The following is a 23,292-nucleotide window of genomic DNA, read 5'->3' as shown; positions in this document are numbered from 1 at the left end:
CTACCATGCGAATCGTGTTATTGGGAGCACCGGGCTCCGGAAAAGGGACACAGTCAAAACTGTTGGTCGAAAAGTACAAGATTCCCCAAATCTCCACAGGCGATCTTCTTCGAGCGGCGGTCGCCGCGGGGACCGAGCTTGGTAAGCGGGCCAAGGCGGCGATGGACAACGGGCAACTCGTGAGCGATGAAATCGTGCTCGGGATGATCCAAGACAGGCTGAGCCAGGCCGATGCGAAAAATGGCTTCATCCTGGACGGCTTTCCGCGCAACAACCCCCAAGCGCAAGCCCTCGATTCCCTCCTCGCGCGCCTCGGCCAACCTCTGCAACTTGCGCTTCTCGTCGACGTCAACCACGAGATCCTCCTGAAACGCCTGACCGGACGGCGGACCTGTGCCGACTGCGGCCAGATGTATAACATCTACTTCCAGGCATCCAAGGTGCCGGGGCGCTGCGACAAGTGCGGCGGCACGCTGCAAGAGAGGGCGGACGATAAGGAAGAGACGATACGCAAACGCCTCGATGTCTACGAACAACAGACCGCCCCGTTGATCGCCTACTACAAGAGCCAAAACAAGCTGCGCAGGATTGTGGGCGAAGGCGACGTGCAGGAGATCTTCAGAAACGTCGCGAACATCATTGAGGGCCACATCCACCCCCTGGCAACCTTACGTCCGGTGGCGACACCACCCCCGGCGGCCAAACTGAAGCCCGCGGCCGTGAAGCCGCAGCCGATCAGCGCCGTCGCGACCGGAAAGCCGGCCCTGCAAAACGCCGTGACGGAGAAGAAGGCGGCACCAAAGAAGGCCACTGCGGTAGCGGCCACGCCCAAAAAGGCCAGCGTGAAGAAGGTCGCACCCAAGCAGGCGGCAGCGACAAAGAAGGCGCCGGCAAAAAAAGCGGCGGTGAAGAAGGTCGCACCGAAGAAAGCAGCGGCGGTGAAGAAGGTCGCACCGAAGAAGGTGGCGCCCAAGAAAGCGGCACCCAAAAAGAAGGCGGCCGTGAAGAAGGTGGCGCCGAAGAAGAAGGTCGCACCGAAGAAGGTGGCGCCCAAGAAAGCGGCACCCAAAAAGAAGGCGGCCGTGAAGAAGGTGGCGCCGAAGAAGAAGGTCAACAAAGGCCGTCGCTAGAGGAGTGGGCAGGCGGGTCCTCCGGGGCTCGTCTGCCATGCGCGGCATCGATTTCGTCGCGAATTCGCAAGCCCCCTTTCCGCCAAACCGCAAGCGCGGTAATCTGGCGACATGTCATTTGCTAGCAGTCGCGCCCCCTTCCCTCTCACCCGCATGCGCCGTAGCCGCAGGCTCGGTTTCTCGCGGAATCTCGTACGTGAGCATTCGCTCTCGGCATCGCACTTGATCATGCCGGCCTTTATCATAGAGGGCCAGGGCCGAAGTGAAGATATCGCGGCGCTACCGGGTATCCAGCGCTTGTCCGTCGACCGCCTCGTGGAGGCGGCACGCCTATGGTCAGCGGATGGCCTGGCGGCCGTGGCCTTGTTTCCGGTCGTGCCTAAGGGCAAGAAGTCGGCGCAGGCCGAGGAGGCCTTCAACCCGGAGGGTCTGGCACAGACCGCCGTGCGCGCCCTCAAGGCGGCGCTCCCCGAATTCGGGGTCATCACCGATGTCGCCCTCGACCCCTTCACCATCCACGGCCAAGACGGCCTAATCGATGACTCCGGCTACGTCATGAATGACGAGACCACGGAGGTCCTCGTCCGCCAGGCCTTGAGCCACGCCCGCGCGGGCGCGGATATCGTAGCCCCCTCGGATATGATGGATGGGAGGATAGGTGCCATTCGCGAGGCACTCGAGGACGGGGGCTTCCGACACACCCAGATCCTGGCCTACGCGGCCAAATACGCGTCGGCCTTTTATGGTCCGTTCCGCGATGCCGTGGGCTCCGGCGAGGCCCTCGGACAGGCCGACAAGTCGACCTACCAGATGGACCCGGCCAACGGTGACGAGGCCCTCCATGAGGTAGGGATGGACCTCGCTGAAGGGGCTGACATGGTCATGGTGAAGCCGGGACTTCCCTACCTGGACGTGATCTACCGGATCAAAGAGGCATTTCGCGTGCCGACACTGGCCTATCACGTGAGCGGTGAGTACGCGATGCTCAAGGCCGCCGCACAGAACGGCTGGCTCGACGAACGCAAAGTCGTCTGGGAATCGCTCATCGCCCTGCGGCGGGCCGGCGCCGACGGCATCTTGACTTACTACGCCGCCACTGTCGCCCGCTGGCTGCGCGAGGGCCATTCGGCCCCCTAGAGGGGGCGCGAATCCGGGCGACCGAGGATCTCAGTCTCTATCTGCTCGAGGCTCGTGTGACGCACGTCCTTGCCCTTGACGAGGTAGATGACGTACTCGCAGATGTTGCGGGCGTGATCGCCGATCCGCTCCAGTGCCCGCATCGCCCATATGACGTTCAGGACGCGCGAAATGGTCCGCGGATCCTCCATCATGAACGTGATCATCTGGCGCATGAGGCCGTCGTATTCCTTGTCCACCTGACGATCCTCGCGGGCGACCCGCACCGCCGCCTCCATGTCGAGGCGCGCAAACGCGTCGAGGGCGTCGTGCACCATTTGCCGCACATGGTTGCCGAGCGACTGAACCTCAACATAGCCATCCTTGGGGCGCTCCTCGGCAGCCAGACGCACGGCCATGCGCCCGATCTTCTCGGCCTCGTCCCCGATGCGCTCAAGGTCCGTGATCGTCTTGATGACCGCCATCACGAGGCGCAGATCGCTCGCGGTCGGCTGGCGACGCGCGATGATCTGATTGCATTCCTCGTCGATGGTGACGTCCATCTTGTTGACCTTGTAGTCGTTCTTAATTACCTCATCGCCCAGAACGGAGTCGCCCTTCACCAAGGCCGCCATCGCATCGACAATCTGCTGTTCGACGAGGCCGCCCATATGGAGGACGCGCGTACGGATATCCTCGAGCTCCGCGTTATAACGGCGTGAGATATGCGGATTGATGTGGGACTCCATGGTCACTCCTGGCTTCTCAACCGTATCGCCCGGTAATGTAGTCTTCCGTCTGCTTCGACGCCGGGTTTGTGAATATGGTGTTCGTATCGCTAAATTCGACGATCCGACCCAGGTACATGAAAGCAGTATAGTCGGAAACGCGCGCCGCTTGCTGCATATTATGGGTCACGATAACGATCGTGTAGTTCTGTTTCAATTCGTAGATCAGTTCCTCGATCTTGAGAGTAGAGATCGGGTCGAGGGCCGACGCCGGCTCGTCCAAGAGCAGGACCTCGGGCTTCAAGGCCACCGCGCGCGCCATGCACAGTCGCTGCTGCTGCCCCCCCGAAAGGCTGGTGCCGCTCTGACCCAGTTTGGCGCTGACTTCGTCCCACAAGGCGACTTGGCGCAAGGCCTCCTCGACACGGTCATCGAGCTCGGCCTTGGGAAGACGCTCGTAGAGCCGAATGCCGAACGCCACGTTCTCGTAGATCGACATAGGGAACGGGGTCGGTTTCTGAAAGACCATCCCGATGCGCGAGCGCAGGCGATAGAGGTCCTCTCCCGGGAGCAGGACGTTGCGATCATCCAACAGGATTTCGCCGGTCGCCCTCTGGTCCGGATACAGTTCGTACATGCGGTTGAAAGTCCGCAGCAAGGTCGACTTGCCGCAACCGGAAGGCCCGATGAACGCAGTCACCATCTTGGTGGCGACCGAAAGATTGATGTCGTGGAGGGCGGCTTCCTTCCCGTAATAGAAATGCAAATTGCGGATCGTGATCTTGGTGGCGTTCTGCGCGGGTTCCATCGATGGGGATCCTGCCAACTCCTCGGCAAATGGGTACGACTCCCCAGAGGTGGGGGTAATACCGCCCATTATGCCACAGCTCTTCCGGATGGCGGCACCATCGGTGCAAGGCTCCATGACGCCCCCTTTAGGGCCAATTGAGAACAAGAGAAGCGGGCGTGCGGGCCACACGCTGCGGCCCGCACCCCAGACAGCTGCCGCCTAGAAGTCGTACTCGACCATGATGCGGTTATAGACGAAGCGGTGAACGACCGGCAGATTGTGGGCGACACCTACGCGGTCGCGGACCGACAGGCCCTTCAGGGGACCGCCCAGGAAATAGGTCAGGTCCAAATCCGCCTCGTTGGTGCGCGCCGAGCTGTACCCGCTGTAGACGGTGTTGAAGTAGTCGGCGAAGCTCGCGATGACGCGCAGCTTGTGCTGAAGCAGGAAGGTCGTGGCCGCAATCTTGACCGCATGCCCCGTGGTTTTGCGATCGACCATGCCCTGAATCATCGAGGTCGTGTACAGGGGATCGGTCGCGTAGCCCGTGGTGTAGGGCGAGACGACATCACCGTTCCCGAAGGCGCCCGGATGGGCCGGAAGATCGTCGTAACCCACGCTCAGCTGGCTCCCGGCGTACTTGAGCCCCGCCATGGCGCCATACACCGTGGCGTCGACCGGGCCCAGATACTGCTGGCCGGAGCCAGTTTCGCGGAGCACTTGGGCGCCCACGAAGGGCCTGACGCTCCCGGCACCCGGTAGGGTGTAAGAACCCTCGGCATAGGCCATTTTGGCAAGGCCATAGAACTGATAGCCCCACACACCGGTCTTCAGGCCTGCGGCGTGGTAGCTCGCGCCGACGGCGGCGAGACCCGGCTCCGTCTTGCCCGTGAGGCCACCGGTACCGCCGACGTTGAAGGTCCCAGTGGAGTTATACAAATCCGTCTGCGAAAAATGATTGGAGGTGCGGCTTTTGAAGCGCGTGATGCGCATGGCCGAGATCGTAAGGCCCTTGATAGGCTTTACGGCAGCCAGCAAGCCTTGGTAGGTGGCCGGGATCATGCGCGAGTCTGAGGGGTTCACCCAGGGGCTCGTGATGGACTGATCGCCAGCGCGCACCAGGACCTTACGGTTGGCGTACTGAACAAAGGCCTGACCCAGGGTATCAATGCCGTCGAAGCCCGCCAACGTCCCGTCAACCAGCGCGGGGTTGGAGTTGTTCAGACCCAGGGAGTGCGCGGTATAGAACGTGAGGCCCACCCCGAAACCGCCCACGGATCCGCTCAGGACATTGAGCGCGCCCCCTAAGGAGAACGCCTGTTGGCCGGCGACGGGCCCACTATAGTGGCGCGTGAAGTCGTAGGCGCGGATGTCGCCATTGACCTTCATGCCTCCGAAAAACCCCTTTCCGGCATAGGCATGGCCCACACCCGCGCAGGCCAGAACGAGACCTGCCAGCGTTGCTCGCGAAATGCGTTTCATACTCCCCCCAGTGTTGTTGCGAATGGCCTCATGATGGACCCGAGCCTAGCTTGAGAACGGCGCCATCGTAGTAGCTATTTGTGACACGATTGTGACAACCGAGAGGGGGTGAAAAGAGCGACATACTCGATAAACGTGCCTATTTTATGCGCGGGCGCAGCGCGTGGTCGAGTCCACGGAGTGGTGTAAATCCCTCGGCTGATGCGGACGCTGAATATGTACCAAGCCCGGCGTCAGGCGTTGGGCGCGCCCGACGCGTCGAGACGCGCCAGAAGCCGCATGCCACCGACCAGACTCTCGACATAAGTCGCGATATCACTATCCGTGCAGGACAGCGGGAGGGGCCAGTGCACATGGCGGCATCCGGGCGGGGGGGCCTGACATGCCGCCAGGGCCACGGCATCCAAGGTCACGAGAAGATCGCAATCGGTGGCCGTAGTGCCGACAGGGCAGGCGCGCGCCTCAATCCAAGACGCTCCCAGGGCCGCCGCAATGCGCGATGCGCGCACGGCTAAGTCCGGCGTGGACGAAAGGAAGGTCAGGCGGGCGCGGCGCTTGTACATGACGCTTGCGATGGCGGGTCAAGAGGTCTCAAGGGAAAGAATAGATGAGATTCAGCGTGGTGAAGGTTGACGTGGGCACGAAGCCCGCAGGCGCGCTCGTGTAGTGATCGACGACCTCGGAGACCTTGAGGGCGAAATTCCCACTTATCGGGGCGGTGAGCCCCGTGGTCGAAGTGAGGAGCGTGCCCGTGGTCGTGGCGAGAACCGTGAGCCTTTGGCTGAAGATGGTCTTTTTTCCGAATCGCCAGCGATAATCCGCGCCCAATCGCACCATGGGGGCGTTTTCATGGCCGCCCATAAGATAGTAGTTCTGGCGGTAGCCGACGCCACCGTCGACCTTGAAGCGCATCGACCCATGGCGTAGGAAGCGATGGCCTGCGCCCACGGACTCGACTTGATAGTGCCGGTAACCGTCGAAAGGGTTACGATCGTAGCGCAGAGCAAGGAGGAAGAAATTTTCCTTCTCGCCGCTGAAATAGTGGGCGCCCTTCAAGTTGACGACTAAACGATTGGCGCTTACGAGCCCGAGACTTGAGGCATAGTCATAACTCAATCTCCCAGTAAAGCGCCAGAGGCCCTGTCCGTAGCGGACCCGATCGCGGGTATCCAGGGTGCGCGTGTTGCTGGTACCGGTGGCCGCTGCATAACCTAGCCCCGCCTGCCCGCTCAGACTGTGCTTGGGCGCGGCGAGTCCCTTGCTGGCATATGCGCTCGCCACCCCCGCCAGGGCCAGCACGAGTGACAGGACGAGGCGATGGACGCGAGACCGGCGGTTCCCAGGCACGCACGCGGCCCACGGGAGCGACGACGACTCCGCGGATGGACAAGTCCGGCCGCCGCCGGAGGCCTGGATGGCCAGGCTAGCCCTGCGCAGGCCAGCCACGTTCGAACACTCGACCCTCGTCTTCGCCCGCCACCACGCCCGCGCGCAGTGGCGTGGACAACATCACCGTCGCCTTGGCTGGCAGGAGCAAACGATGCACATATTTCTGAAAGAACAGCTTGTCGGGTATGAGCACCGTGCTTCCCTGAGATTCTTCGACCTCGGCGTACATACGGTTGGAGTCGCAATCCTTGCCCTGGATGCCGTCGGGCGCGACCTCGATAGGCAGGCCAAGCCGACAGGGGCGCCATATCAGCACGATGAAAGTGGCCGTGATATGGCGCAAAATGCTCCACACCACGACCATGCCCGCGCCTAAGACCGTCAGGAATCCCGCGAAGGTGTCGAGCGCCCCGCTTAGCTGGAAGCCTGCGATTCGCCGAGTGACGAGCAAGAGCGGAGTGTAGAGCAGAGCGATGATGAAGCGTCCGATCGCATGCAGGGCCATCACCGAGAAAAGACTGTTGCGCGGCAACAGCGCAAGCGCGCGGTTTAGGTCGCGCTTTAGGGAGCGCAGCACGAATAGTCCGCCGACCAACACCAGAAAGGGCTTCCAGAGGTTGACGAGGACGCGGTGGGTAGACACGGCGTCAAGTTGCATGGCCCGATTATACTATACCGCGGACGGCGATACGGGCGAGCGCAAGGGGCCAGTCTTAAGTCTGCTTGACGGAAACACGCATGTGAACGTACTGCCGAAACCAAGGGCGCTTTCGACGACGAGACGCGCATCGTGACGCAAGAGGACCTGGGCTACTATGGCAAGCCCGAGGCCCGTACCGCCCGAGGCCCTTGCGCGGTCGCTACCGACCCGATAAAAACGTTCGGTAAGCAGCGGGATATGGCGTTCGGCTATGCCTTCGCCCGTGTCGATTACAGCGAAACGCCCCTCCACGGCATCGGCGCGCCAACTGAGACGGACGGTGCCGCCGGCCGGGGTGTGACGGATGGCGTTTTGCACGAGATTCGTGAAGGCGCTGCGTAACTCCTCCGCGTTCCCGATCAGATCAGGACCGTCCACCTCGACCTCTATGGCATGCCGGCGCTCGGCACTCAACGCCACCGCGATACTCGATAGTCCCTGCAGGAACGCCGCCATGTCGATTGCCTCGTCATGGGCGCGAGCGGGCGTGGTTTCGAGTCGCGAAAGGGACAAGAGATCATCCACGAGCCGTCGCATGCGCTCGACTTGTTCGCGCATAAGCGCGATGGCCGAACGCGCTTCATCGTCTTTGGCGTCGGCAAGATCCGCGAAGGTCTCCAGAAAGCCCTGCAAGACGGTCAGGGGCGTGCGCAATTCGTGCGAGACGTCGGCTACAAAGTGCCGGCGCATCTCCTCGAGCCGCTTCACGTGCGTGATGTCGCGCGCCATCACGAGCTTTTCCCGCGCCCCAAAGGGGATGATCTGCACGATGACCGCAAGCGGGTCGACCGGACCCTTGAGGATCAGCGGCTCATGATAATCGCCCGCGGCGAGATAAGCCCCGAACGCCGGGTCACGGATTAAATGGACAATACGCGCGCCCGCATCGCGCTCGGCATGCAGACCGAGCAGCCGCTCGGCGGGGGGGTTCGCCCATTCTATGACATCGCGCTGGGTGAGGACGACCATGGCGTCGGGCATGGCGCTCGCGGCCGCCTGCAGGCGATCGAAAAGCCCTGTCAAACGTTCCTTATGGCGCTCGCTGGCGCGATCCCCCTTGTGAACCTCGCGTATGACCTCGTCCCATAGACCGCCGAGTTCCGGGATGGGTGCGGGTCGGCCGCGCACAAGCCAGCGATGGAGGCGCGCCAATTTGATGAACAGCAGCGTGATCAGGAGCCCCAGCGCGACCGAAACCCCCACCACGGGATGGCCGAAGACCGATCCCAGCAGGCCGCCCACCGTGGCGACCGACAAAGCCACCCACAAATCGCGCCGCAACTCGGGATGCAAGCCTATTGATCTCCAGAAAATCGATACCCGACCCCTCTTACGGTCTGAACGTAACGATCATAACTGCTCGGCGTGAGCGCCTTGCGTAGACGCCGAATGTGCACGTCGACCGTGCGCTCGTCAATATACGTATTGCTCCCCCACACAGCATCGAGCACCCGCTCGCGGCTATGGACGCGCTCGGGGTGGGTCATAAAGAAATGCAGCAGCCGAAATTCGGTGGGCCCCAGGGTCAGGCGCTCATCGTCGGCGAGGACTTTATGGGTGGCTGGATCGAGCAGCAGGCCGCCCACGGCCACGATGTCATCCGACGCCATGGGTGCCGTACGCCGCAACACGGCGCGCACCCGCGCAATGAGCTCGCGAGGCGAGAACGGCTTGGTCATGAAATCGTCGGCGCCGGTGTTGAGCCCTCGGACCTTGTCTTCTTCCTCGGTGCGGGCGGTGAGCATGATAATCGGGATATTCTGGGTCAAGCGCTCCCGGCGCAAGCGCCGGGCATAGTCGACCCCATCCACACCGGGCAGCATCCAGTCGAGCAAAATCAAGTCCGGGAGATCGGCCAGCAAACGCGCCTGGGCCTCCTCGGCATCTTGGGCTTCGGCGCAGCTAAAATCGGCCTGCTTCAAGGCAAACCGGACCATGGCGCGGATTGCTGGCTCATCGTCGACAACAAGGATCTTTCCAGGCATGATGTCCTCCCTGTCGCCCATTCAACACAAACAGTATGACGCTTTTGTGTCAGGCGCAACGGTGGCGCTAGGAGACCCTCTACGCATGCGCAAAAACACGGTTCGGCCGACCGACATCAAGCTCCATCAAAAATCCCGCATTCTCGAGGTGGTGTTCACCGACGGGAGCCGGTTCGAGTTCCCGGCCGAATATCTGCGCGTGTATTCGCCTTCAGCCGAAGTGCGCGGACATGGTCCGGGCCAAGAGGTCCTGCAGGTCGGCAAGGGGTCGGTCAATATCGTCGGGGTGGATCCGGTCGGGACCTACGCGGTATTGCTGCGCTTCGATGACGGCCATGACACGGGGATCTACTCCTGGGATCTGCTCCATAACCTGGGCCTGAACCAGGAGGCGCTCTGGAACGAATACTTGAACCGCCTGGAACAGGCCGGACACGGGCGGGCCTAAGATATGGACAACGAGCAGACAGAACCCAGCACCCATTTCGGTTACCGCGAAGTCTCGGAGAGCGAGAAAGGGCGGCTTGTCGGACGCGTCTTCAGGTCGGTCGCCAGCCGCTACGACCTCATGAACGACCTCATGTCGGGGGGCTTGCATCGCGTCTGGAAGGCATTCGCCTTGGGGCTTGCCGCCGCCAAACCCGGTGAGCGCGTCCTGGACCTGGCCGGCGGCACGGGCGACCTGGCAGCAGCCATGGCCCGGCGTACCGGCGACAAGGGCCTTGTGATCCTGAGCGACATAAACGACGCCATGCTTGGTGTCGGCCGCGACCGCCTCATCGATAAAGGGGTGAGCGACTCGGTAAGCTATGTCCAGGCCAATGCCGAGACGCTGCCGTTTCCGGACAACACCTTCGATCTCATAACGATCGGGTTTGGGCTGCGTAACGTGACCCGCAAGGAACAGGCGCTTGCGGCCATGCGTCGGGCGCTCAAGCCCGGGGGGCGCTGCATCGTGCTCGAGTTCTCCCACCCCCGATCGCAGCTTTTCGGGCGCCTGTATGACGCCTACTCCTTCGGCGTGGTCCCGAAACTCGGGCGCTATGTCGCGCGGGACGAAGAGAGCTACCAGTACCTGGTGGAGTCAATTCGCAAGCATCCGGACCAGGAAGGGCTCAAGGCCATGATGGAGGGCGCCGGGCTCGGGCGCGTGGAGTACTGGAACCTCACAGGCGGGATCGTGGCCGTGCACAGGGGCTACAAGCTCTGATGGCGACCGCGCTTCCGTCCATGGAGCATCGATCGGGTGAGGCGACAGCACACCTCTGCTACGCTGGATTCTGGCGGCGCATGGCCGCGGATCTGATCGACAATATCGTGCTGCTGCCGGTGATGGGGGCATTGGTCCCGACACGCTGGCCCACGCATGTGACCCTCGTGACGATCGCCCAGGCCATGGCGGCGCACCCCTTGCGCCAGCTCCTTGGGCTCATCTTCGGGATCGTGTACTCGGTGGTGTTCTGGGTGAAGTTTCTTGGGACGCCGGGGAAATTGCTGCTCTCCTGCCATCTCGTCGATGCGCACACCCTGGGGCCCTTGAGCGTGAATCAAGCACTCCTGCGCAACCTCGGATACCTGGTCTCCTACGCGACCCTCGGGTTGGGATTCCTGTGGATCGCCTGGGACGCGCGCAAACAGGGTTTCCACGACAAGATCGCGGGCTCGGTGGTGCTGTATGCGCCACGCCGCACCCAACGGGGGTAGGTGTGCGCATCGCGCTTTTCGCCCTGGAAAAGATACTGAACGCGCCGTTCCGCCTGGATCCGGAGGCACGCAAGGACATGGGCGCGCTTGAGGGCCGCGCGGTACGCGTGGCGCTTGAGGCACCAGCCCTGTCGTTCGATCTGGCATTCACCAAGGATCGCATCGTGGTGCGGGCGCCCGATGGAAGCTGCGACGTCACGGTGCGCGGCTCGGCTATGCAGCTCCTGGCGCTCGTGCGCGCGAAGCCCGAGCAGACCCAAAAGATCGTCGCCTCCGGACTCAAGATGGAAGGCGATATCGACACCGCACTTGCCATGAAACGGCTCTTCGAAAACGCGCCGGTGGATTGGCAGGAGGCGCTCGCAAACATCATGGGCGATGTCCCGGCGCACTTTGTGGTACGCGGCCTGCGCCGCGTCGGGGGGTCTCTGCGATACGCCGCCACGCGCCTTGCGGCGAACGGGGTGGCCTTCCTGCAAGACGAGGAGCGGGCCCTGCCACGCCCCTGGGAGATGGACGAGTTTCTGGCGGCCGTAGACACCCTGAGGGATGACGTGGAACGGCTCGGCCAGCGCGTGCGGCGCCTTAAGGCACGGTGATGCTGACCTTCGGGCGCGCGCGCCGCCTTTTACGGATAGCCGCGGTCTTCATCTCCCATGGTCTGGATGAGTTCGTCGTCAACCTCCATCTCTTCAGGCCCTATGCCTATGTCATGCGGCTCGCGCCCTGGCGGTGGCGGTCGACGACGGCCCCCCGGGGCGAGCGGCTGCGACGCGCCTTAGAGGAACTGGGGCCCATCTTCATCAAGTTCGGGCAGATGCTGTCGACGCGGCCCGACCTTATACCCGACGACATCTTGGTCGAGCTCGCGCGTCTCCAGGATCGCGTACCACCGTTCCCGAGCGATCAGGCCGCAGCCCTCATCGAAGCCGCCTACGGTATGCCGCTCGCTCAGGCCTTCCGCACCTTCGACATGACGCCCATAGCCTCGGCATCGGTCGCGCAGGTCCACTTTGCGACCTTGCACGACGGGACCGAGGTGGCGGTCAAGGTGCTGCGGCCAGGCATCGAGATCATCATGAGACGCGATCTGGCGCTCCTCCAGACCTTGGCACAGCTGGCCGTGCGCTATTGGCCCGATGCCCGCAGGCTGCGACCGCTCGAAGTGGTGGAAGAGTACAAGAAGGTCGTGCACGACGAGATGGATTTGGCCCATGAAGCGGCCAACGCGAGCCAGTTGCGCACCAACTTCCTGGATTCGACGCTCCTCTATGTCCCCAAGATCTTCTGGGACTACACGCGCCGCACGGTGATGGTGATGGAACGGATCACGGGCGTACCGATCTCGAATCGGGAGGCCTTGATCGCAAACGGCGTCGACCTTCGCAAGCTCGCACACAACGGGGTGGAGATCTTCTTCACGCAGGCGTTTCGCGATGGTTTCTTCCATGCCGACATGCACCCGGGCAACATCTTTGTATCCTTCAGCGGCCAATACCGGGCAGTCGATTTCGGGATCATGGGGACGCTGAGCGCGGATGACAAATATTACTTGGCCGAGAACATCCTGGGTTTCTTGAATCGGGACTACCGTAGCATCGCGGAAGCGCATGTGCGCGCGGGCTGGGTCCCCAAGAGCACGCGCGTAGACGATCTCGAAGGCGCGATCCGGACGGTGTGCGAGCCGATCTTCGCCAAACCAATTAAGGATATCTCCTTTGGCCGTCTGCTCTTGAGCCTCTTCCAGACCGCACGGCGCTTCAATATGGAGGTCCAGCCCCAGCTCGTATTGCTCCAGAAGACCCTTTTCAATATCGAAGGGCTCGGACGGCGCCTCTACCCGGACCTGGATCTCTGGATTACCGCCAAACCGTTCCTGGAGCGGTGGATGCGCGAGCAACTTGGCCCGCGGGCGGTATGGAACGCCATCCGCAAAGAGTATCCGAACTGGATCCATGTGCTCCCGGAGATCCCACGCTACCTGGGCGCCGCGCTCAAGCAGGCCAAAGACGGGGAGCTCTCGGTCCGCGCACAGTCCGACGAGATCGAGCGCCTGGCGAACGACATGCGTGTACGCCATCGCCGCATCATGATCGGCCTGCTCGGCGGCATGCTTGCGACCGCGGGACTCATGATCTTCGGTGTGACCCACCCCACATTCGTCGCCCGCTACCTGGGCGTCCTGGAAATCGCAGTTGGGGTACCGGGCTTCCTACTGCTCGCATGGTCCTTGCTCGACCTGGGGCGCAGGCCCGAGTAAGCAAGGTCCGGAAGTAGGGCGCATGCGAGGCGCCCCGCCGCCCCTCAGAAATCGTAGCCTAGACGCAGACCCACGACCGGCCAGAGCTTATGGCGGCTCGCGCGGGCGTTGGCGTTGGCGTTGGCCTGGGCCTGGGCCTGGGCGGCCGCCACGTCGGAGGTAAGTGTGCCATTATTGCAGGGATTGCTCGCGCTCAATTGAACGTTGGGGCTGCCGGTAAAGAGCACACCGATGTCGAAGCCCATGGAGAAGCCCGGGTGGCGCGCCGCCTTGCCCCCCCAGCCTATGCCAAAATAGGGCGCGAGACGCCGGTGGTAACCTGGCCGATGAAAGCCCGCTACGATTTGAGTAAAGCCCGGCGCGGTGCCGTGGTTCCCGCAGCACCCACCAAGACGCGCATCACGATTCGCCTCGATAAGGGCATTCTGGCGTGGTTTCGCAACCAAGTGAATGCGGCCGGGGGCGGCGACTACCAGAGCCTCATCAATGAGGCCTTACGGGTATATATCGGACAGGGCACGGAGGTGCCCCTGGAAGAGACGTTGCGCCGCGTCATTCGCGAAGAGATGCAGAGGATCGGGTAGTGAGAGTTGCAGCATACCGTCACCGTGAGCACGATCATCCTATCTGATGGATTTTCTGCCCATCGCGGTCACAACTTGTGATGGACTAAGAGAACTCTCCCTCAGGGACCTTGATCAAGACGACCTCCTCGGGAGAGTCTCGGGTCCGTGGGGCCAGCTTAGGGCGCTTTCCGGACAGACGGGATCTTACTAGAACCAAACGCGGTCAGATCATCGCCTGGGTTAGGCGCGCCGGTCGTGAACGGATTGAGGATACGCGTTCCCCAAACGTCCAGCCGATCCTGCATATCCTCGGTCAGCAAAACCACGCATCCTCCAATACGCGCAGCCGCAACAATCTGAGCGTCCCACCAGGAAAATCCGAAATGGTCCATGAGCTCCCAGGCCGCGTCTAGGAGGGTGGCATTCGTTGATAACGGGTTCCAGGCGAGCAAGGCACGAAGATCGCGGCGGGCATCGGCAACAGGGAGCCCAGGCTTGAGTTTTTGCGTAACGTTGACATAAAACTCTTGCAAGACCTGAAAACTCAACCGCCCGTTTTGGCCCCGCCATAAGGCCTCCATCCAACTCCGGGCGGTAGCTAGTTTTTGCGGTTGACCCGCATCGCGCGCGTAAAGAAGGATGTTTGTGTCAACAAACACCTTACCGCTCATGGAGGAGATCTCGGACGGGATAGGGCCTGTCCGATGGGTCCACGGTCCCTGAGAGCGGCACCGCGACCGCTCCCAGATAACCTTCCATCGCTAAAGCGTAACCCTCCTCGCGCTGCTTTCTCTCCCTGAGCATATCGCCCACAATCCGCGAAACGCTGGTCCGGTTTTTGGCAGCCAACACGCGCGCCCATTCGGCGGTCGCATCATCGATGGCAATAGTCATGTTGCGCATGGGGTCACCACTGATTTCGTGTAACACGCAATTAGTGTAGCACGGCATGAGTGTGCTGGGTCAAGTCATGGGCGATATGGCTTGCGATTCTATGTGGCGCCCACCATAAGTACCCCGCAGCACGCGAACGGCCGGCGCTAAGCAATATGGAGTCATTTCGTTCGGCGCCTAAAGGCGCCAATCGAATCGCGGGGTAATGGCACCACACCATGCGCACCATAATGGTGTCGGCCGATTCGCGCCCTACCGCTTCACGTCGCGCATGACGGCCAGGGATCGGGCGGGAAGGGCTCGCGGCCGGCGGCGTCTGGGAAGGAGAGGCGCCGTTTGGCGCCACGCACAAAGGGCAGCCCAGCCCCCCGTGGTCACGCGGGGGCTGTCGATCGCGCGCTCAGCCCCAGTCCAACCGCTTGGTGAAGCTCGCCACGCTCGGCCGTTCTTCGTAGCCGAGCGAGGGATAGAAACCGCGCCGGTAAGAGTCGCGTTCGCGGCTATTCAAAACACTGATCCGGAAACACTTGCGGGTCGCAGCCTCATTCTCTATGGCCGCCATCAAGGTCTTGCCAACCCCCCGGCCGCGCGCCTCGGCGATGACGAAGAGCTCCGTCACATAGAGTTCACGGGCGGCGAAAAGGAGATGGGTCACGATCTCTCCATGCACGTAACCGACCACCGCACGGTCATGCTCGGCCACGAGCAAGAGCGCGTTTTCCTCGGTAATCAGCGCGGCGAGACGTTGGCCCAGCGTACTGCCATCGGCCTTGAATGCAGGATTCCACCCAAGCTCCCGGTGGAGCAGCATGATCCCCGGGAGATCATTCGGTTGGAGCGGTCGTATCTTGATCGGCAAAGCGTCCTTGCGTGCCATGGCATCACCCCTTCAAGTGCCGAAATATCGAGATACCCCGCAACAAGTCAAACGCCTCGCGCAGTTGGTAGTCCTCGTCGAGCAGCTTGCGCGTGGCCGGCGAAAGCGCGTGCGGCTTCGGTGCGGCCTTGGGCGGGTTGGGGTTGGCAAGATGTCCTGGCAAGTTCGTCTCGCGCAGGAAGCCGTTGGGCGCCCCCGATACGAACTTCCCTTCGTGAACCACGATATTGGGCGCGATCCCGAGATTCTGGATCGAGCGACCATTGGGCGTGAAGTAGCGGGCCGTCGTAAGGCGCAAGGCGCCCCCGTTGCCCATGGGCATGATCGTCTGCACGCTGCCCTTGCCGAAGGTCTTGGTGCCCATAATGACCGCGCGGCGATTGTCCTGGAGCGCACCCGCAACGATCTCGGCGGCCGACGCCGAACCGCCGTTCACGAGTACGACCATGGGCGCGCCATGCAGCATATCCGGCCCGTGGGCACGGAACACGACGTCCGAGCTCGGTATGCGACCGCGCGTGCTCACGACAACGCCGTGGTTCATGAAGTCGTCACAAACCGCAACCGCGGCGTTTAATACGCCACCGGGATTATCGCGGAGATCGAGCACGAGCCCCTTCAGGGGACCATGGTTCGCTGCGATCAGATGCGTAAGCGCACGCGTGACGCCCTTGCCGGTGTCTCCCTGAAATTCGGAGATGCGCAGGTAACCGTATCCGGGCGCGAGGAGGTGACCCGCGACGCTATGGATCTTTATGATCTGGCGCTCGAGCCGGAACGTCAGGGGTTGGGCCTGCCCCTTGCGCACGACCGTGAGCGCAACCGTGGATCCCGGGCGCCCACGCAGCAGGTGCACGGCCTTGCGCAGCGACAGTCCCTGGATGAAGGTCCCGTTGATGCGGACGATGAGATCGCCCGGCTTGATGCCGCTACGGCCTCCCGGCGTGCCGTGGATGGGGGTTACGACCTTCAGAAAACCTTTGTACTCCGTCACCTCGAGACCGACGCCGCCGAAGCGCCCGGTGGTGTCGACACGGAGCTGGCGGTACTGGCGGGGATCAAGGTATTGGGAATGCGGGTCGAGATTGTTGACCATGCCGCGCAGGGCGTTGTCGATCAATGTGCGGCTGCTGACCGGAACGACATACTCCGCCTTGACGATATTGAAGACCTCCGCAAAGGTCCGGAGCTCGCGCAGCGGGAGCTGCGAGAGGGTTGCGCGCTCATGCGCGGCCCGATCCGCCTCCACCGCGCGCTCGACCGTGAGACCGGCCCCCAGGAAGACGCCCGCCAACAGGATCAGGGCGTAGCGAGTGAGGCTCTTCTTCATCGCAGCAATTCTCCAAAAAATGCGCTCAACGCGCCAACCAAACCAAGGGATTGAGCGGCTGGCCGTCGTGGCTGATGTCGAAATAGAGCCCCGCCCGCGAGAACCCGCCGCTGTCTCCGACGGTGGCGATGACCTCTCCGGCGCGAACCACGTCCCCTACATGCTTCAAGAGGGCCTGATCATGGCCATACAGCGTCATATACCCGCCCCCGTTTTCCAGTATCAACAACAAACCGTAACCGCGCAACCAATTTGCGTAGACCACCCGCCCGGGGAACACGGCACGTACCGGCTCCCCCGATCGCCCGGGGATGAGTACACCCCCCCAGCGGCCGAGACCCCCCGGGGCACGCTCGACACGCAAGGCTTGGTAGCGGGCCGGGATCGGCATAGGCAGATGGCCGCGGTATCTAGCAAACGGGCCCTTCATCTGAGGGATCGGGCCTGCGACTTTGGGGAGACGGCGGAGTCCTTGCACCAGCGCGCGCAAACGCTGGGCACGCAGGCGCAAAGCCAGCAAGCGGGCGCGACCGGAGCGGGCGCGGCGGTTCAGGGCGCCCACGGCCGCAGTACGACGCGCGAGCGCCGTGTCGAAACGTTGCGCCTGGACCGCCTCCACGCGCGCCCGTTGCCGCAGCTTGGCAGTCTGCGCGGAGTCGGCGACCATGGCCGACCGCAAGGCCGATGTGGTGTGCCGCAGGACCGCGAGACGCCGCGCTCGCGCGCGCAGGATATAACCGTAATAGGTCATGATACGCGCCAGGAACTGCGGGTCCTTTTGGCTAAAGAGGATCTGCGCCGCGCCCTGGCGGCCGGTGGCATAGGCCGCACGCGCTTGGCGGTCGATCTCGTGGCGCTCGCGCGCCTCCGCCTTACGCAGCGCAGTCTCGCGCGCAGCGAGGGCTTGCACCTTCTGTCGTGATCGATCGACTGCGGCCTGGGCCCGCAAGAGCGCGCGCTCGGCGTGGGCGACCCGGTCCTCCGAGACACGCAGGGCATCAAGGGCCTTGCTGCGTTCGCGCAGGGTCTGATCGAGATGCTGCTGCAATGCCGCCTCGCGCGACCGCAGGAGCCGCAGATCGTGTCGGGGTCCAGCGTAGGCTGCCCACGATGTCGTCAGAATGGGGAGGGCCAGAGCGAGGCGGCCGAGCAAGTTGGTGAGCGGCCGCTTTCGGAGCCTCCCCGCGTTCACGCCAACTCGATCAACGATTGTCCGGTCATCTCGGACGGCGGCGTGATGTTGAGGAGGCGCAACAGGGTCGGTGCCACGTCTTCCAAGGAGCCCTGGGGGCTGATGCGCGCATCGCGCCCCACATACACGAGCGGCACGGGGTTTGTGGTATGCGCCGTGTGGGCCTGTCCGCTCTCGGCATCGAGCATTTGCTCGGCATTACCGTGGTCCGCGGTGATCAGCATCTCGCCGCCTTTCGCCCGCACCGCCTCGGCCACGCGCGCCAAACATTTGTCGATCGCCTCTATCGCACGCACCGTCGCTGCGAAATCCCCGGTATGCCCGACCATGTCGGGATTGGCGAAGTTACAGATGATGACATCATGGCGCCCGGCCGCGACCGCCCGGATCACCTCGTCGGCGACTTGGCTTGCGCTCATTTCAGGCTTGCGATTGTACGTAGGCACGTCGGTCGGCGAGGGCACGAGGACGCGCTCCTCGCCCTCGAAGGGCGACTCTTCCCCGCCGTTGAAGAAAAACGTGACATGCGCATACTTTTCGGTTTCAGCGACACGCAGCTGACGCTTCCCAAGTTCGGCCAGATAGGCCCCGAGGACATTGACGAGGCGCGCCGAGGGAAAGGCCACGGGCACATTGAAGTCGGCCTGGTATTCCGTGAGACTCACAAACCGCCCGAGGCGCGGCTGCGCCGCCCGGACGAAGCCGTCGAATGCCGGATCGACGAACGGCCGACTGATCTGGCGGGCCCGATCCGAGCGGAAGTTCATGAACACCACCACGTCACCGTCATCGATGAGACGCGGCGCCTCGCCCGGCGGGGCCACGATCGTGCCTTTGACGAACTCGTCCGTCTCCCCACGCGCGTAAGCGAGGGCCAGGGCCTCGGCGGCGCTTGTCGCCCGATAGTCGGCCTTGGCCACGGTCAACAAATCATAGGCCGCCTGGATGCGCAGCCATCGGTGGTCGCGATCCATCGCGTAGTAGCGCCCAATGACGGATGCGATGCGCCCACGCCCAAGAGCCGCGAATTTGGCCTCCATCGCCGCAAGCGAGGCGCCGGCACTCTGCGGGAGCGTGTCGCGCCCGTCGAGAAAAGCGTGCAGATAGACCTGGTTCAGGCCACGAGTCACGGCGAGCTCGACCATGGCATGGATGTGGTCTTCGTGACTGTGGACTCCACCCGGCGACAAGAGCCCAAGCACATGCAAGCTCTTGTGGCTGTCGCGGGCCAAATCCACCGCGTCTGTCAGTGTCTTATTCGTAAAAAACGTGCCCGAGGCGATCGCGCGGTTGATCCGCGTGTACTCCTGGTAGACAACGCGGCCGGCACCGAGGTTCAGATGACCGACCTCGGAATTCCCCATCTGCTTCGATGGCAGACCAACGGCGGCTTCGGATGCCTGGATGAGGCTGTGACTCGCAGACGCCCAAGTCTTGTCCCACCACGGTTTGCGGGCAGCCGCGATGGCGTTGTTTTCGATCTGATCGCTGTGACCCCAGCCGTCCAAAATAACGAGCACCAGGGGTTTCGGTGTAAAAGGCATCAAACGCGCTCCGGGCGGGATTCCGTTAGCCGGTCTTTTAAATCCCACTTATATTGTATAATGTTTTGTTTCGGGCGATAGCCGGCCGGTAATGGCTTACTGTGCCGTAACTCGTCCTTACGACCTAAGGGAGTCGATATGGTACCTTCCGAGATCATCCAGCCGCTGGAAGATATCCTCATCACCAACGAGGACGATATCCAGCTCGCATCACGGGCGCTTAAGGCCATTGCGCACCCGCTGCGACTGAAGATCCTCTGCATACTCGGCGCCGCCACGGAGGTGAGTGTACAAGATATCGTAGTCCAGGTGGGCACTTCGCAGAGCAATATCTCCCAGCATTTGTCCATTTTGCGTGACAAGGGCATCCTGGCCTCACGCAAACACGCGAACAAGGTCTTTTACCGCATCGCGGATCCGCGCATCCTGCAGCTCATCGGGGCCATGCGCATGGCGTTCTGCACCTTGCCCGATCCGCGCTGAGGAGCTCTCATGACAGCGTTTGTGATTGCACATTGGTACCTCTTTGTGGCGCTCGTGATCGTCGGCGGCCTGCTGGCGGCGGGCTCCGCGCTCGATGGGGGCTCGGGCGGCCAAAAAGTGACAAGCCAGGAGGCCGTCCAGATCCTGAACCGCAAGGCCGCCGTGATCGTGGACGTCCGGGAACCTCAAGAATTCACGAGCGGACATATTGCACGCGCCATCAATATCCCTTTGGGACAGATGGCGGCGCGCAGCCAAGAACTGAAAAAATACAAAGAGAAGCCCGTCATCCTCTGTTGCGCCAGCGGCGCGCGGTCGGCGCGCGCGGCGGCTTTGCTGCGCAAGGAGGGTTTTACCGACGTGCGCAACTTAGCCGGCGGGATGTCGGCATGGCGCGGCGCCAATCTCCCCACCGTATCGTAAGGGTCCTTATGGCCAAAGTCTTGATGTACACCACGCGTGTGTGCCCCTACTGCCAGATGGCCTCGCGTCTTCTCGAAAAAAAGGGGGTCGCGGTCGAGAAAATTCGTGTGGACGAAGAGCCCGCACGGCGTCAGGAAATGGTCGATCGGGCGCGCGGCGCGAATACGGTCCCGCAGATATTCATCGGTGACCTTCATGTCGGCGGCTACCGGGAGCTCGCGCAACTGGACGTCAAGGGGGAGCTCGATCCGCTGCTGGGCCTCTGATCCGGCGCGCGAAGCGCCCATCGTCAAGAACGACGTCTATCAGGCCGAGGGGTCCCCGCTGGGACCGCCTTCGGTCGTGGCGGGGGCGGCAGCGTGCCAGCCGAGTCCTTGCTTTTGCTTAGGGGTGGTAACACAATTCACGTTCCTCAAGGGACTGCCGCCAGATGGGCGGAAAGTCGTACTTGTGGAGAGATGAGCAGCGCAGTCAGGCTCTTTAGCCCAAGAACCCGCCGAAGCGACTCAAGCCGCTTGTGTGTGGACGCCGCAGGAGTCTCCTTCCTTTTGGGGAGGAGAGGATGTCGGCCCGGCCAATAACCTCGTTCAACCACTTTACAGTAAGGAGCCCTTGTGGCGGATCAAAACACGGACCCGGAAATCGTCTTCAGTCTGGAAAAGATCTATGTGAAGGACATTTCCTTCGAGGCCCCACACGTCCCCGCCATTTTTCTTGAAAAGGCGGCGATGGAAGTCGATATGCAGCTTGGTATCGAACACGGCCACATAAACCCGGCGGAAGGACTCTACGAAGTCGTGTTGGCCGTGACCGTGACCGCACGCATGGATAAACGCACCGCCTTCCTCACGGAGACCAAGCAGGCCGGTGTGTTTCGGATCACGGGCGTCCCCGACGAGGAGCTCGTGAAGGTCCTGGAGATTGCGTGCCCCAACATCCTGCTGCCGTTTGCCCGCGAGGTGGTAAACGACCTCGTCAGTAAGGGCGGTTTCCCGCAATTGCTCATCAATCCCGTCAACTTCGAGATGCTTTACCAACAAAAGCAGGACGGCGAAGCCCAAGATGGGTCGAGCGCCCACTGAGCCGCCCGCTCGGCCTAGGATATCGGAGACGATCGGTGTCCTGGGCGCGGGAGTGTGGGGGACCGCGCTTGCCATTGTCCTCGCGCGCCTCGGGCGCAGGGTTTTGCTCTGGGGCTCAGATGAGGCGCGCATGGCGCGGCTGGCGCACGAACGCGTCCACACATCAGCCCTTCCTGGTATCCGCTTTCCCGACGGCCTGGAGATCGAAAGCGACCTGAAGCGGGTCTGCCAGACCGCCGATGGTCTCTTGCTAGCGGTCCCAAGCGGCGCCTTCAGAACCGTGCTGCGCGCGGTAGGACCGCTCTGCGACGACCAGACCACTCTGGCGTGGGCCACCAAAGGCCTGGAATCCGGCTCCCATAAGCGACTTTCGGAGATCCACGCCGAGATCCGGCCTGGAAGGCCCGCGACCGTGTTGACCGGACCGAGTTTCGCCCGCGAAGTGGCCGCCGGGCTGCCAACGGCGCTCACGGTCGCGTCAGATGATCCCGCGACCGCCGAGACGGTGGCATCCTGGCTCCGAGGGGAGCGCCTGCGGATCTATACGAGCGACGACGTGATCGGTGCCGAGATCGGCGGGGCGGTGAAAAACGTCTTGGCGATCGCCGCCGGGATCAGCGACGGACTGGGCTTCGGCGCCAACGCCCGCGCCGCCCTCATCACCCGGGGTCTCGCCGAACTCCTGCGTCTTGGTATCGCAGTCGGAGGTCGGAGCGAGACGCTCATGGGTTTGTCGGGCGTAGGCGACCTCGCCTTGACCTGCACAGATGACCTGTCGCGCAATCGGCGGGTAGGTCTTGCGCTCGCACGCGGACGATCGCTCGGTGACATCATAGGAGAGCTCGGACAGGCGGTGGAAGGGGTGGCGAGCGCCCGCGAGGTGTACGCCCTGGCTCGCGCAAGCCACATCGACATGCCCATCACGGAGCAGGTCTACCAGGTTCTGTTCACAGGCCGCAGCCCCGAGGCCGCGGTGGCGGCGCTTTTGAGTCGCGACCCCAAGACCGAGGCCTCCGGCCTCACACCTTAATCCTTGACGGCCGCCAGGATCTGCTTCAAGGCCCACACCGGAGGTGCGCCTGAGTTCATGATACGGATCGTGCCGTCGGCCTTCTGGTAGACCAGGATGGGCACGAGCGGAAAGCCCGCGGCCAGCGTATCGAGCCTCAGGTTGTGGGCGAGTTCGCGGCGCACGGCCGGGGATACCGGTCGCGGGGCAATCGAGCCCCCGGTCTTCCAAGAGTAATGAGCCTCCAGGGCACGCAAGGCGGCGCGCTTATGGGGCGCCTCGAGGAGCGCCGCCGCCTTGCCCACGCTGGATGAGGTGAGATAACCGACCGGGATCTCATGGACGGTCAGGTGGTAGGGCCCGATCAAGCCCTGCAGCCGTTCATAAAGAATATGGCAATAGGGGCAGTTGGGGTCGAAGAAGTCATAGACCACGCGCGGCCCATCCCCCTCCGTGATGGCCGTGGCCCCTGCCAAGGCCCGGTAGAGCGCGAGCCTACGGGCCTGCTTGGCCGCAGCGGGCGCGGCCTGCGCCCCAGCAGCGGAACCAAAAAGACCAAGGACCAGCACCATGGCAAGCCCAAGCGACAGGCCCGCGGCCCTCATCGA

The 23,292-nt window shown here is 62.8% G+C and carries 28 protein-coding genes and 1 pseudogene; 13 read left to right on the top strand and 16 right to left on the bottom strand.

The window, feature by feature from the left end; translation table 11 throughout:
- Window positions 1-5: 5 nt before the first annotated feature.
- Window positions 6-644, top strand: a pseudogene (locus ACYCTF_RS02240) (adenylate kinase); the annotation flags it as partial.
- Window positions 645-1,241: 597 nt separating this feature from the next.
- Entirely contained in the window at window positions 1,242-2,267 is a 1,026-nt protein-coding gene (gene hemB, locus ACYCTF_RS02235) for a porphobilinogen synthase (protein WP_461282532.1), read from the top strand.
- Here hemB and phoU read toward each other — a convergent pair.
- The 8 genes from phoU to phoB all read right to left on the bottom strand — a co-directional run bounded on the left by phoU (window position 2,264) and on the right by phoB (window position 9,320).
- Window positions 2,264-2,995: a phosphate signaling complex protein PhoU gene (gene phoU / locus ACYCTF_RS02230; protein ID WP_461282533.1), complete on the bottom strand. Its 732-nt coding sequence runs from the start codon at window positions 2,993-2,995 to the stop codon at window positions 2,264-2,266. The genes hemB and phoU overlap by 4 nt on opposite strands.
- Before the next feature lie 16 nt (window positions 2,996-3,011).
- Window positions 3,012-3,782: a phosphate ABC transporter ATP-binding protein PstB gene (gene pstB, locus ACYCTF_RS02225; protein ID WP_461282534.1), complete on the bottom strand. Its 771-nt coding sequence runs from the start codon at window positions 3,780-3,782 to the stop codon at window positions 3,012-3,014.
- A 201-nt stretch (window positions 3,783-3,983) separates the two neighbouring features.
- Window positions 3,984-5,246, bottom strand: a complete 1,263-nt coding sequence (locus ACYCTF_RS02220; protein WP_461282535.1) for an OprD family outer membrane porin — start codon at window positions 5,244-5,246, stop codon at window positions 3,984-3,986.
- Between the two features lie 233 nt (window positions 5,247-5,479).
- Window positions 5,480-5,809 carry a precorrin-3B synthase gene (locus ACYCTF_RS02215; RefSeq protein WP_461282536.1) on the bottom strand — a complete coding sequence of 110 codons (330 nt, stop codon included), beginning with the start codon at window positions 5,807-5,809 and terminating at the stop codon, window positions 5,480-5,482.
- A gap of 28 nt (window positions 5,810-5,837) precedes the next feature.
- Window positions 5,838-6,593 carry a DUF481 domain-containing protein gene (locus tag ACYCTF_RS02210; RefSeq protein WP_461282537.1) on the bottom strand — a complete coding sequence of 252 codons (756 nt, stop codon included), beginning with the start codon at window positions 6,591-6,593 and terminating at the stop codon, window positions 5,838-5,840.
- Between the two features lie 76 nt (window positions 6,594-6,669).
- Window positions 6,670-7,293, bottom strand: coding sequence for a hypothetical protein (locus tag ACYCTF_RS02205; protein ID WP_461282538.1), 624 nt, complete (start codon window positions 7,291-7,293; stop codon window positions 6,670-6,672).
- A 12-nt stretch (window positions 7,294-7,305) separates the two neighbouring features.
- Window positions 7,306-8,628 carry a phosphate regulon sensor histidine kinase PhoR gene (phoR, locus tag ACYCTF_RS02200; protein WP_461282539.1) on the bottom strand — a complete coding sequence of 441 codons (1,323 nt, stop codon included), beginning with the start codon at window positions 8,626-8,628 and terminating at the stop codon, window positions 7,306-7,308.
- A 2-nt stretch (window positions 8,629-8,630) separates the two neighbouring features.
- On the bottom strand, window positions 8,631-9,320 hold the full coding sequence (gene phoB / locus ACYCTF_RS02195) for a phosphate regulon transcriptional regulator PhoB (RefSeq protein ID WP_461282540.1): 690 nt from the start codon (window positions 9,318-9,320) through the stop codon (window positions 8,631-8,633).
- An 85-nt stretch (window positions 9,321-9,405) separates the two neighbouring features.
- Between phoB and ACYCTF_RS02190 the strand changes: the two genes are divergently transcribed.
- From ACYCTF_RS02190 to ubiB, 5 genes are read left to right on the top strand one after another with little or no spacing between them, the layout of a single operon-like run.
- Window positions 9,406-9,768, top strand: a complete 363-nt coding sequence (locus ACYCTF_RS02190) for a gamma-butyrobetaine hydroxylase family protein (RefSeq protein ID WP_461282541.1) — start codon at window positions 9,406-9,408, stop codon at window positions 9,766-9,768.
- A 3-nt stretch (window positions 9,769-9,771) separates the two neighbouring features.
- The gene (gene ubiE, locus ACYCTF_RS02185; RefSeq protein ID WP_461282542.1) at window positions 9,772-10,530 is read left to right on the top strand and encodes a bifunctional demethylmenaquinone methyltransferase/2-methoxy-6-polyprenyl-1,4-benzoquinol methylase UbiE; all 759 of its coding nucleotides are present in this window, start codon (window positions 9,772-9,774) and stop codon (window positions 10,528-10,530) included.
- Window positions 10,530-11,024, top strand: a complete 495-nt coding sequence (locus tag ACYCTF_RS02180) for an RDD family protein (protein ID WP_461282543.1) — start codon at window positions 10,530-10,532, stop codon at window positions 11,022-11,024. Before ubiE ends, ACYCTF_RS02180 begins: the two co-directional genes overlap by 1 nt.
- Before the next feature lie 2 nt (window positions 11,025-11,026).
- Window positions 11,027-11,623, top strand: a complete 597-nt coding sequence (locus ACYCTF_RS02175; RefSeq protein ID WP_461282544.1) for a ubiquinone biosynthesis accessory factor UbiJ — start codon at window positions 11,027-11,029, stop codon at window positions 11,621-11,623.
- Window positions 11,623-13,284 carry a ubiquinone biosynthesis regulatory protein kinase UbiB gene (gene ubiB, locus ACYCTF_RS02170; RefSeq protein ID WP_461282578.1) on the top strand — a complete coding sequence of 554 codons (1,662 nt, stop codon included), beginning with the start codon at window positions 11,623-11,625 and terminating at the stop codon, window positions 13,282-13,284. Before ACYCTF_RS02175 ends, ubiB begins: the two co-directional genes overlap by 1 nt.
- 44 nt (window positions 13,285-13,328) lie before the next feature.
- Here the strand turns inward: ubiB and ACYCTF_RS02165 are convergent, their stop codons facing one another.
- Entirely contained in the window at window positions 13,329-13,529 is a 201-nt protein-coding gene (locus ACYCTF_RS02165; RefSeq protein WP_461282545.1) for a hypothetical protein, read from the bottom strand.
- A gap of 12 nt (window positions 13,530-13,541) precedes the next feature.
- On the opposite strand from ACYCTF_RS02165, the gene ACYCTF_RS02160 reads away from it, so the two are divergent.
- Window positions 13,542-13,868: a BrnA antitoxin family protein gene (locus tag ACYCTF_RS02160; RefSeq protein ID WP_461282546.1), complete on the top strand. Its 327-nt coding sequence runs from the start codon at window positions 13,542-13,544 to the stop codon at window positions 13,866-13,868.
- Window positions 13,869-14,026: 158 nt separating this feature from the next.
- Here ACYCTF_RS02160 and ACYCTF_RS02155 read toward each other — a convergent pair whose 3' ends face one another.
- From ACYCTF_RS02155 to gpmI, 6 genes are all read right to left on the bottom strand, one after another.
- On the bottom strand, window positions 14,027-14,521 hold the full coding sequence (locus ACYCTF_RS02155; RefSeq protein ID WP_461282547.1) for a PIN domain-containing protein: 495 nt from the start codon (window positions 14,519-14,521) through the stop codon (window positions 14,027-14,029).
- Window positions 14,511-14,753 carry a CopG family transcriptional regulator gene (locus tag ACYCTF_RS02150; protein WP_461282548.1) on the bottom strand — a complete coding sequence of 81 codons (243 nt, stop codon included), beginning with the start codon at window positions 14,751-14,753 and terminating at the stop codon, window positions 14,511-14,513. The genes ACYCTF_RS02155 and ACYCTF_RS02150 overlap by 11 nt, the downstream gene beginning before the upstream one ends.
- 391 nt (window positions 14,754-15,144) lie before the next feature.
- Entirely contained in the window at window positions 15,145-15,621 is a 477-nt protein-coding gene (locus ACYCTF_RS02145; protein ID WP_461282549.1) for a GNAT family N-acetyltransferase, read from the bottom strand.
- Between the two features lie 4 nt (window positions 15,622-15,625).
- The gene (locus tag ACYCTF_RS02140) at window positions 15,626-16,951 is read right to left on the bottom strand and encodes a S41 family peptidase (protein ID WP_461282550.1); all 1,326 of its coding nucleotides are present in this window, start codon (window positions 16,949-16,951) and stop codon (window positions 15,626-15,628) included.
- 25 nt (window positions 16,952-16,976) lie between these two features.
- Complete coding sequence (locus tag ACYCTF_RS02135; protein ID WP_461282551.1) at window positions 16,977-18,143, bottom strand: murein hydrolase activator EnvC family protein; 1,167 nt, start codon at window positions 18,141-18,143, stop codon at window positions 16,977-16,979.
- Entirely contained in the window at window positions 18,140-19,687 is a 1,548-nt protein-coding gene (gene gpmI, locus ACYCTF_RS02130; protein ID WP_461282552.1) for a 2,3-bisphosphoglycerate-independent phosphoglycerate mutase, read from the bottom strand. Before gpmI ends, ACYCTF_RS02135 begins: the two co-directional genes overlap by 4 nt.
- A 138-nt stretch (window positions 19,688-19,825) precedes the next feature.
- Between gpmI and ACYCTF_RS02125 the strand changes: the two genes are divergently transcribed.
- The 5 genes from ACYCTF_RS02125 (at window position 19,826) to ACYCTF_RS02105 (ending at window position 22,705) form a co-directional block, all read left to right on the top strand.
- The gene (locus tag ACYCTF_RS02125; protein ID WP_461282553.1) at window positions 19,826-20,170 is read left to right on the top strand and encodes an ArsR/SmtB family transcription factor; all 345 of its coding nucleotides are present in this window, start codon (window positions 19,826-19,828) and stop codon (window positions 20,168-20,170) included.
- A gap of 9 nt (window positions 20,171-20,179) precedes the next feature.
- Window positions 20,180-20,593, top strand: a complete 414-nt coding sequence (locus ACYCTF_RS02120; protein WP_461282554.1) for a rhodanese-like domain-containing protein — start codon at window positions 20,180-20,182, stop codon at window positions 20,591-20,593.
- A gap of 8 nt (window positions 20,594-20,601) precedes the next feature.
- Window positions 20,602-20,859, top strand: a complete 258-nt coding sequence (grxC, locus tag ACYCTF_RS02115) for a glutaredoxin 3 (RefSeq protein ID WP_461282555.1) — start codon at window positions 20,602-20,604, stop codon at window positions 20,857-20,859.
- Between the two features lie 348 nt (window positions 20,860-21,207).
- Window positions 21,208-21,675 (top strand): protein-export chaperone SecB, encoded by a 468-nt coding sequence (secB, locus tag ACYCTF_RS02110; RefSeq protein ID WP_461282556.1) that lies wholly within the window; start codon window positions 21,208-21,210, stop codon window positions 21,673-21,675.
- The gene (locus tag ACYCTF_RS02105) at window positions 21,656-22,705 is read left to right on the top strand and encodes an NAD(P)H-dependent glycerol-3-phosphate dehydrogenase (RefSeq protein ID WP_461284509.1); all 1,050 of its coding nucleotides are present in this window, start codon (window positions 21,656-21,658) and stop codon (window positions 22,703-22,705) included. The genes secB and ACYCTF_RS02105 overlap by 20 nt, the downstream gene beginning before the upstream one ends.
- On the opposite strand, the gene ACYCTF_RS02100 is transcribed toward ACYCTF_RS02105, so the two are convergent.
- Window positions 22,702-23,289 carry a thioredoxin fold domain-containing protein gene (locus tag ACYCTF_RS02100; RefSeq protein ID WP_461282558.1) on the bottom strand — a complete coding sequence of 196 codons (588 nt, stop codon included), beginning with the start codon at window positions 23,287-23,289 and terminating at the stop codon, window positions 22,702-22,704. The genes ACYCTF_RS02105 and ACYCTF_RS02100 overlap by 4 nt on opposite strands.
- Between the last annotated feature and the right edge of the window lie 3 nt (window positions 23,290-23,292).

The sequence above is a fragment of the Acidiferrobacter sp. genome, assembly GCF_054609335.1.
The sequence above is the reverse complement of the archived record's forward strand: the minus strand, read 5'-3'. Positions and strand labels throughout refer to the sequence as shown.

Bases quoted from the DNA above. Each gene is read 5' to 3' on its own strand.
- grxC (WP_461282555.1), top strand. From the start codon at position 20,602: ATGGCCAAAGTCTTGATGTACACCACGCGTGTGTGCCCCTACTGCCAG.
- ACYCTF_RS02180 (WP_461282543.1), top strand. From the start codon at position 10,530: ATGGCGACCGCGCTTCCGTCCATGGAGCATCGATCGGGTGAGGCGACA.
- phoB (WP_461282540.1), bottom strand. From the start codon at position 9,320: ATGCCTGGAAAGATCCTTGTTGTCGACGATGAGCCAGCAATCCGCGCC.
- ACYCTF_RS02150 (WP_461282548.1), bottom strand. From the start codon at position 14,753: ATGCGCAACATGACTATTGCCATCGATGATGCGACCGCCGAATGGGCG.
- ACYCTF_RS02140 (WP_461282550.1), bottom strand. From the start codon at position 16,951: ATGAAGAAGAGCCTCACTCGCTACGCCCTGATCCTGTTGGCGGGCGTC.
- ubiE (WP_461282542.1), top strand. From the start codon at position 9,772: ATGGACAACGAGCAGACAGAACCCAGCACCCATTTCGGTTACCGCGAA.
- ACYCTF_RS02215 (WP_461282536.1), bottom strand. From the start codon at position 5,809: ATGTACAAGCGCCGCGCCCGCCTGACCTTCCTTTCGTCCACGCCGGAC.
- ACYCTF_RS02190 (WP_461282541.1), top strand. From the start codon at position 9,406: ATGCGCAAAAACACGGTTCGGCCGACCGACATCAAGCTCCATCAAAAA.
- ACYCTF_RS02120 (WP_461282554.1), top strand. From the start codon at position 20,180: ATGACAGCGTTTGTGATTGCACATTGGTACCTCTTTGTGGCGCTCGTG.
- ACYCTF_RS02145 (WP_461282549.1), bottom strand. From the start codon at position 15,621: ATGGCACGCAAGGACGCTTTGCCGATCAAGATACGACCGCTCCAACCG.
- ACYCTF_RS02125 (WP_461282553.1), top strand. From the start codon at position 19,826: ATGGTACCTTCCGAGATCATCCAGCCGCTGGAAGATATCCTCATCACC.
- pstB (WP_461282534.1), bottom strand. From the start codon at position 3,782: ATGGAACCCGCGCAGAACGCCACCAAGATCACGATCCGCAATTTGCAT.
- ACYCTF_RS02205 (WP_461282538.1), bottom strand. From the start codon at position 7,293: ATGCAACTTGACGCCGTGTCTACCCACCGCGTCCTCGTCAACCTCTGG.
- ACYCTF_RS02165 (WP_461282545.1), bottom strand. From the start codon at position 13,529: ATGGGCTTCGACATCGGTGTGCTCTTTACCGGCAGCCCCAACGTTCAA.
- hemB (WP_461282532.1), top strand. From the start codon at position 1,242: ATGTCATTTGCTAGCAGTCGCGCCCCCTTCCCTCTCACCCGCATGCGC.
- ACYCTF_RS02105 (WP_461284509.1), top strand. From the start codon at position 21,656: ATGGGTCGAGCGCCCACTGAGCCGCCCGCTCGGCCTAGGATATCGGAG.
- gpmI (WP_461282552.1), bottom strand. From the start codon at position 19,687: ATGCCTTTTACACCGAAACCCCTGGTGCTCGTTATTTTGGACGGCTGG.
- ACYCTF_RS02155 (WP_461282547.1), bottom strand. From the start codon at position 14,521: ATGAGCGGTAAGGTGTTTGTTGACACAAACATCCTTCTTTACGCGCGC.
- ubiB (WP_461282578.1), top strand. From the start codon at position 11,623: ATGCTGACCTTCGGGCGCGCGCGCCGCCTTTTACGGATAGCCGCGGTC.
- phoU (WP_461282533.1), bottom strand. From the start codon at position 2,995: ATGGAGTCCCACATCAATCCGCATATCTCACGCCGTTATAACGCGGAG.
- ACYCTF_RS02100 (WP_461282558.1), bottom strand. From the start codon at position 23,289: ATGAGGGCCGCGGGCCTGTCGCTTGGGCTTGCCATGGTGCTGGTCCTT.
- ACYCTF_RS02220 (WP_461282535.1), bottom strand. From the start codon at position 5,246: ATGAAACGCATTTCGCGAGCAACGCTGGCAGGTCTCGTTCTGGCCTGC.